General features: G+C 71.8%; 6 protein-coding genes and 1 tRNA gene. 4 read left to right on the forward strand and 3 right to left on the reverse strand.

The genetic code is table 11. From position 1 onward, the window contains the following. The coding region (locus tag ACRDTB_RS36805) for a threonine/serine exporter family protein (RefSeq protein ID WP_431436884.1) at window positions 1-1,035 on the reverse strand (1,035 nt) is incomplete at its 3' end. A 235-nt stretch (window positions 1,036-1,270) separates the two neighbouring features. Beyond that, a tRNA-Thr gene (locus tag ACRDTB_RS36810) sits at window positions 1,271-1,343 on the reverse strand. A gap of 213 nt (window positions 1,344-1,556) precedes the next feature. On the opposite strand from ACRDTB_RS36810, the gene ACRDTB_RS36815 reads away from it, so the two are divergent. Then, window positions 1,557-2,102 (forward strand): hypothetical protein, encoded by a 546-nt coding sequence (locus tag ACRDTB_RS36815; protein WP_431436885.1) that lies wholly within the window; start codon window positions 1,557-1,559, stop codon window positions 2,100-2,102. 36 nt (window positions 2,103-2,138) lie between these two features. After that, entirely contained in the window at window positions 2,139-2,564 is a 426-nt protein-coding gene (locus ACRDTB_RS36820) for a hypothetical protein (RefSeq protein ID WP_431436886.1), read from the forward strand. Between the two features lie 4 nt (window positions 2,565-2,568). Here the strand turns inward: ACRDTB_RS36820 and ACRDTB_RS36825 are convergent, their stop codons facing one another. After that, window positions 2,569-5,124 carry an ATP-binding protein gene (locus ACRDTB_RS36825; protein ID WP_431436887.1) on the reverse strand — a complete coding sequence of 852 codons (2,556 nt, stop codon included), beginning with the start codon at window positions 5,122-5,124 and terminating at the stop codon, window positions 2,569-2,571. A 106-nt stretch (window positions 5,125-5,230) separates the two neighbouring features. Between ACRDTB_RS36825 and ACRDTB_RS36830 the strand changes: the two genes are divergently transcribed. Continuing rightward, window positions 5,231-5,650 carry a helix-turn-helix domain-containing protein gene (locus tag ACRDTB_RS36830; RefSeq protein WP_431436888.1) on the forward strand — a complete coding sequence of 140 codons (420 nt, stop codon included), beginning with the start codon at window positions 5,231-5,233 and terminating at the stop codon, window positions 5,648-5,650. Between the two features lie 155 nt (window positions 5,651-5,805). Beyond that, window positions 5,806-6,672, forward strand: coding sequence for a mechanosensitive ion channel family protein (locus ACRDTB_RS36835; protein ID WP_431436889.1), 867 nt, complete (start codon window positions 5,806-5,808; stop codon window positions 6,670-6,672). The last annotated feature ends 13 nt before the right edge of the window (window positions 6,673-6,685 follow it).

Genomic DNA, 6,685 nt, shown 5'->3' on the forward strand with positions numbered 1-6,685 from the left:
GACCAGCACGGCGCGCGGCGTGGCGTAGCTGGCCAGGGCGAAGCAGCCGGCCGCGGCACCGCCGGCCACGGTCTGCAGGGGCAGTCGCAGCACGGACGGGACGTACGGGTCGGCCAGCCCCTGCGCGGGCAGGCCCAGGCCGACGGCGACGTTCAGCGCGAGCACGACGCCGGCGATCAGGCCGGCGGTCATCAGCGACACCTCGATGGTGCGGCCGGCGGCGGTGACGTTGTAGCCGGTGATCGCGTCCTGCACGGTCGAGACCACCGACAGGCCCGACAGCAGCACGGTGATGGCCGCCGCCACGATCAACGTCGGCCGCTGGCCGTCCAGCCCACCGCTCGTGACCAGGGCGAGCGCCGCGCCGGTGGCCAGCGCGCCGCCGACGAGCTGCTGGAAGAAGAACGGCAGCGCCCGCCGGTTCAGCAGCCGGCCGACCCGGTCCACCAGCGCCGTGACCAGCCCGGCGAACGCCGCCACCGCGGCGTCGCCGCCGAGCAGCAGCGCGACCGCCGCGGCCATCCCGCCGTAGGCGAGCGTGGCGAGCCAGCGCGGGTACGGGTGCGGCGCGGTGGTGATCTTGTTCAGCGACACGTGCGCGTCGCGGACCGAGGTGCGGCCGCGGGTGATGTCCCGCACGAGCCGTTCGACGAGGGCCAGCCGGGTGTAGTCGAGGCTGCGCGAGCGGACCACGCGCAGCGAGGTGATCGGCGGGTGGTCGACGCCGCGGTGGCACGTGACGGTGAGCGACGTGAAGATCACGTCGACCTCGCAGTGGGGCAGCCCGTAGGCGTTGGCGACGGCGATGATCGTGGCCGTGGCGTCGGACGCGCCGGCGCCGACGGACATCTGCACCTCGCCGATGCGGATCGCGAGATCGAGTACGAAGTGGACGGTCGCCTCGTCGGGCAGGGCCGGCCCCTGCACGGGGTTCGGATCGATGGGGTCGACCCGTCGCTCCCGGACGAACCGGGGTGGATTGTGTGCCCGCGCGGACCGGTTCCGCTGCGCGAACCACACGACCGTCACCTCCATGTCGATCGCCGCGTCGAAGGTATCCCAGGGCTCATCGGCGCGGACCCGCCCAGTGTTAAGCCGGTTCGTCGTGGCCTGGCCCACGTGACCGTGCCGACCACGGTGAGTGGCCGCCGCCGGTTCGGGCGGACGCCGCCTCGACGACGGATGGCCGGGAAGCCGACAGGTCTTGTCGGCGGTTGTGTCGGCAGGTCGAGCCCGGGCCGGTCGACGTTCCCGGACTTCGCCGGATCGGAGCCGGCAAGGGGGCTCGAACCCCTGACCTGCTACTTACAAGGTAGCTGCTCTGCCAATTGAGCTATGCCGGCGCTGGTCCGAGACCAGTGCCTTGCAGCCTAGCCGACGGCCGGGTGATCACCCGCGGCGACGACCGGCCGGCTCGTGCGCGGGCGGCGCCGGCAGCCCGAGCCGATCCCTGTCCGGGACAGTCCCGGACGTCGCCCCGTACTGGCGGGACACCGCCACCGCTGCTGCGATCACTGGCGGGCACATTCGGCCTTTGTCCAGTTAAGGAGAGCGAAGTGAAGAAGTCACGTCCGCGAGGGTGGCGTCGAGTCCTGACCTCCGCCGTCGCCGTGGCGTTGGGCGTGGGGATCTGGGCGGTCCCCCAGGCATCCGCGGATGTCTCGGAAGATGTCACCGCCGCCGCGATCAACCGCTGCAAGCCACAGGAGAAATGGATCAACCACCTCGCCACCGGGGGCGAGATGCGGATCATGTTCGAGCTCTGCGTCGCCTCGAACGGGAAGGCCAAGCGCAACGCGTTCGCCCGGCACATCTGGTGGGAGACCTACAGCCCACCCGGAAACCTGTTCGGCGTGTTCACGCTCGTGATCCGGCTGGAACGCAACGACGTGCGCAAGTCCCACTCGCCGTGCGTCTTCACCTGGGAGGTCAACAACCTCTCGACTCCGGACGGCTCCGTTCCAGGAACGTGCAACGCGGGCACGATCACCACGAATCTGCGCGGGGGTTGGACCGCGGACGGGTACCTGGCCTACCGCCGTGTCGGCTACGACAGCCGCAACCAGCACTGGCAGCTCGCCGGGACCGGCAGCATCCGCTGACCGCGGCCGAGACCTTTGCGAGACAAGGACAAACTCATGATCAAGAGAATCTCCGCGATCATCGGGATCGTCGCCGTGCTGTCCGTCGCGTTCTTCGGCGCGACCGCCTCCGCGACGACCTCCATGGCGGCGAGATCGAAGAACGTCTCCGGCTCGCCACCCGGCGGCCTGTCCTGCTCGGACGGCCGGGGCATCGGCGTGAACGCGTGCTTCCAGCCCAACGGGGACAAGTTCTGGATCAAGGACTACAAGGCCGACGGACACCACGTCGAGGTGTCCTTCGACAGCGACCGGCTGGAGATCGGCTCATGTCGCGACTTCCATGGCAAGAAGGCCGGGTGGACGGTCTGTGACCAGTTCTCCAGGCATATCAGCGAGAATCAGGGAATCGTGTTCCAGGGACTGGTGATGGAGGGGTCGAGAATCCTCGCCAGGGCTCCGCTCGCGCGCGGCAGGACCTGAGCTCTCAACCGAGCACCACGGCATGGGTAGGGGCGCCTTCCCCGACCTCGGCGCCCCTACCCGCTGTCGTGCCGGCGATCAGGTCACGAACGTCGTCGGCGTTCGGGAGGTTCAGCCGTTCGTAGAGTTCCAGCGCCTCGCGCCACGCGGCACGGGCCCGTTCCGGTTGACCGAGTGCGCGGCGCAGGTCTCCCACATGCCTGAGCACGTGCGCCTCGTGGACCGAGTTGTTCAGATCGCGGTAGATCCGCAGGCTCTCCGCGAAGCACTCCATCGCGTGCGCGTAGCGCCCTTGCCCGTGGTGGACGAGCCCCATGGTGTCGAGGTTCTCCGCCCGCACCGAGCGATTGTCGATGTGGCGGTTGAGCTCCTGGCTCTGTTCCACGCATCGCATCGCGTCCGCCCAGTTGCCGAGCCGCGTGTGGGCGCTCGCGAGGTTGCAGAGCGAACGCATCTTCCCGTACCGGTTGCCCGTCGCCTCGCTGATGGCGACCGCCTGCGTGGCACAGTCGACGGCGGCGGCGTAGTCGCCCCGCACCAGGTGGGCCTCGGCCAGGTTGTAAAGAGCCAGCACCTCCCCGCCGCGGTCGCCGGCTCGCCGCCGCAGCCGCAGGCTCTGCCGCAGGCACTCCAGGCCCTCGGCCCGCCGCTGCGACCCGATCGTCGCTCCGAGGTTGTTCAGCACCGCCGCCTCCCCGGCGAGGTTCCCGAGCCGGCGCCAGGTCCGCAGGCTGTCCCGCAGGATGGCCTCCGCCTCGGCGAAGCGCCCGTGGGCCGTGTGGAAGCCGGCCTGGTCGTTGTGCAGCTGCGCCTGACTGGCCAGGTCCCCGGTGCGCTCTGCCACCGACCACGCCGCGCGGTACAGCGCCAGCCAGTCGGGCCACGAACCACGCAGGTAGTAGAACCCGAACAGGGCGTGCGAAAGCTGCAGGGCCGCGCCGGCGATCGCCGGCACGGTCGCGACCTGCGCGGCGGCGGAGAGCAGGTTCGCCCGCTCCGCCTCGAGCCACTCGACCGCCGACTCCGAGCTCGTGAGCCCCTCGCCGCCGGTCGACCAGCGTTCGTCGAGCCGCTCCGCCCGGCTGGTACCGCCGCTCATCAGCCAGCGGCTCGCCTCCCACGCGGTCGCCGTGTAGTAGCGCACGATCCGCTCCAGCGCCGCGGTGCGCGCCGTCTCCGGATGCTCGGCGAGCGCGTGCTCCCTGGCGTACAACCGGAGCAGGTCGTGCAGGTGGTACCGGCCGGGTACGGCGGTCTCCAGCATGCCGGCGTCGACGAGGCGCTCCATCCGGTGCTCGACCACCGACGGTGCCTCCGCCGCCAGGCACGCGGCGGCCGCGAGGCTGATGTCGGGCCCGTCCCACAGGCCGAGCAACACGAACAGGCGAGCCGCCGCCTGGTCGGTCGGATCGCAGCTCTCGCGCAGCTGCCGGTACGACACGCCGAAGCCGACGCGCACGCCGGCGTCCGCACCCTCCAGCTCGTCCAGCCGGCGACGCTGGTCCGCGAGCCGCTCCGCGAGATGCGCCAGCGACCAACCCGGCCGCGCGGCCAGCCGGGCACCCGCGATGCGCAGTGCCAGCGGCAGCCGGCCGCACGTGCTGATCACCGCGTCGGCGGCCGCCGGCTCGGCCGCCACGCGGTCGGCTCCGGTCAGCCGGCCGAGAAACGCGGTCGCCTCGCCCGGGGTGAGCACGTCGAGCCGGAGGTGGCTGGCGCAGCACAGCCCGGTCAGCGTCTGCCGGCTGGTCAGCAGCGCACCGCATCCCGGCGTCCCCGGCAGCAGCGGCCGCACCTGCGCCTCGTCGGCGACGTTGTCCAGCACCAGCAGGATCCGGCGACCGGCGAGCAGCGAACGGAACAGCGCGGCCGCCTCGTCCACTTCGGACGGAACGGCCCGGGCGCGGACGCCGAGCGCGCGCAGGAAGCGGCCGAGCACGGCCTCGGCCCGCAGCGGCGGCAACCCGGACGTCGCGCCGTGCAGGTCGACGTAGAGCTGGCCGTCGGGGAACGTGCCGACGAGCTGGTGGGCGGCGCGCACCGCCAGTGCCGACTTGCCGACTCCGCCGGCACCCGCGATCGCGACCGTGGGCACGGTGCCGCTGCCGCGATCGCGGTTGCCGCCGGTGAACCACTTGGTGATCTCGGCGAGCGCGTCGTCGCGACCGGTGAACCCGGCCGCGACGGCCGGCAGCTGCCGGGGCGTGGCCGGCCGGTCGCCCTGCGTGGCGGCGCCTTCTCGACCGGCCACTCGCGACCACGCCTCGTGCCACTGCTCGAGGTACGCGGAGATCTCCTCCTCGCCGCGATCGCGGGCCAGCAGGCAGGCCGTGACATATGCGCGGACGAACTCCATCCGTGGCAGTTGCTCACGGCGCAGGACGTCCGAGACGGTGCTGGCCGGCAACGCGTCGATGAGCCGGCCGGCGCTGTCGGTCGTCGTCCCGGCGAGCTGGCGCAGCCGGCGCAGCGACGGCTGCCCCGCCCACCGGCGCAGCTCACGCAGCAGGTCGACGAACTCGGCGAGGGTGCCGGCCTCCCCGGGATGCGGTGTCCGCACGTGTCCCCCCTGGTGTCCGGATCTGTCCGATGGCCAACGCCGGCTTGCCGCGGCACGGCCCGGGCAACATGCTCGAACCGATCCACACAGGACCGTGGGAGCCGACGTGAGCGCCATTTGTCATGACACATCGTCTCAAAGTGTCACACCACACGAGAGCGGTTCGAGAGAGTTCGTCGCCGCGATGCGCCGGCTCAAGGCCAGGTCCGGGCTGTCGTACCGCGCCCTGGAACGGCGTGCCGAGCGATGTGGTGACGTGCTGCCACGCAGCACGCTGCAGACCGCGCTGGCCCGCGAGGAGCTGCCCCGGTGGCCGCTCGTCGCCGCGTTCGTCCGGGCATGCGGCTGTGATCCGCACGAGGCCTCGGCGTGGCTGGCCGCGTACCGCGGGGCGGTGGAGTCGGCATCCGTGCCGGCGACCCTGCCACCGGTGGTGCCCGCGCGTTCGCGGCGGGCCCTGGCGGCGGTCGTCGCGACGGTCGCGGCCGTGACCATGGTCGCGGTGGCCGGCCTGCGGAGCCGATGACCGTCTCGAAGGAACCGACCAGCGGCTCGACGGGTGCGAGATCACGCGATCAGGTGTTCTGGCCGCCGTGATGCATGGCTTCATGCGACCGCGGGTAGACCTTCGGCACGGCATGTCCAGCCCCGGACGTGCTCGTCACGCCTGGGAAGGAGGCGATGGCGGTGCCGGACATCGATTTCGGTCAGGGCATCTCGAACGCGTGGAGCTCGATCGCCACATTCGTGCCCAAGCTGCTGGCGTTCCTGATCATCCTGCTGATCGGCTGGCTGATCGCGAAGGCGATCGCCAAGGCCGTCGACAAGGTACTGGAACGGCTCGGGTTCGACCGGGTGGTCGAGCGCGGTGGGATCCAGCGGATGCTGGCCCGGAGCAAGTACGACGCCTCGGACATCATCGCCAAGCTCGTCTACTACGCGCTCCTGCTGATCACGCTGCAGATCGCGTTCGGCGTGTGGGGCCCGAACCCCGTCAGCGCGGTGCTCACGGGCATCGTCGCGTGGCTGCCGCGGGCCATCGTCGCCGTCGTGATCATCGTGGTGGCCGGCGCGATCGCCACCGCGGCCCGCGACCTGGTCCGGAACGTGCTGTCCGGGCTGTCCTACGGGCCCCTGCTCGGCACGCTCGCCTCGGTGTTCATCTGGGGCCTCGGCATCATCGCGGCGTTGAACCAGATCGGCGTGGCCACGACCGTCACGCTGCCGGTGCTGATCGCCGTGCTGGCGACGATCGGCGGCATCGCGGTCGTCGGCGTCGGCGGCGGGCTCGTGCGGCCGATGCAGGCGCGCTGGGACCGCTGGCTGAACCGGGCCGAGGACGAGATCCCGCACGCGAAGGCCGTCACGGACGCCTACCAGCGCGGCCGCGAGGACGCCGCGCGCACGGGTGCCGGGGCTCCGGCCGGGCAGCCGACCCAGCCCGTGTCCGCCGGTCACCCGATGCCACCCGACCAGACGCCCGGCGCCACCGCTCCCGGTGGCGGGATGCCGCGCGGCGGCCCCGCGCAGGAGCCACCGCTGCGGTAGCCGGGCAGAAACC

Source organism: Actinophytocola sp. (genome assembly GCF_050699935.1).
Taxonomy (GTDB): domain Bacteria; phylum Actinomycetota; class Actinomycetes; order Mycobacteriales; family Pseudonocardiaceae; genus Actinophytocola.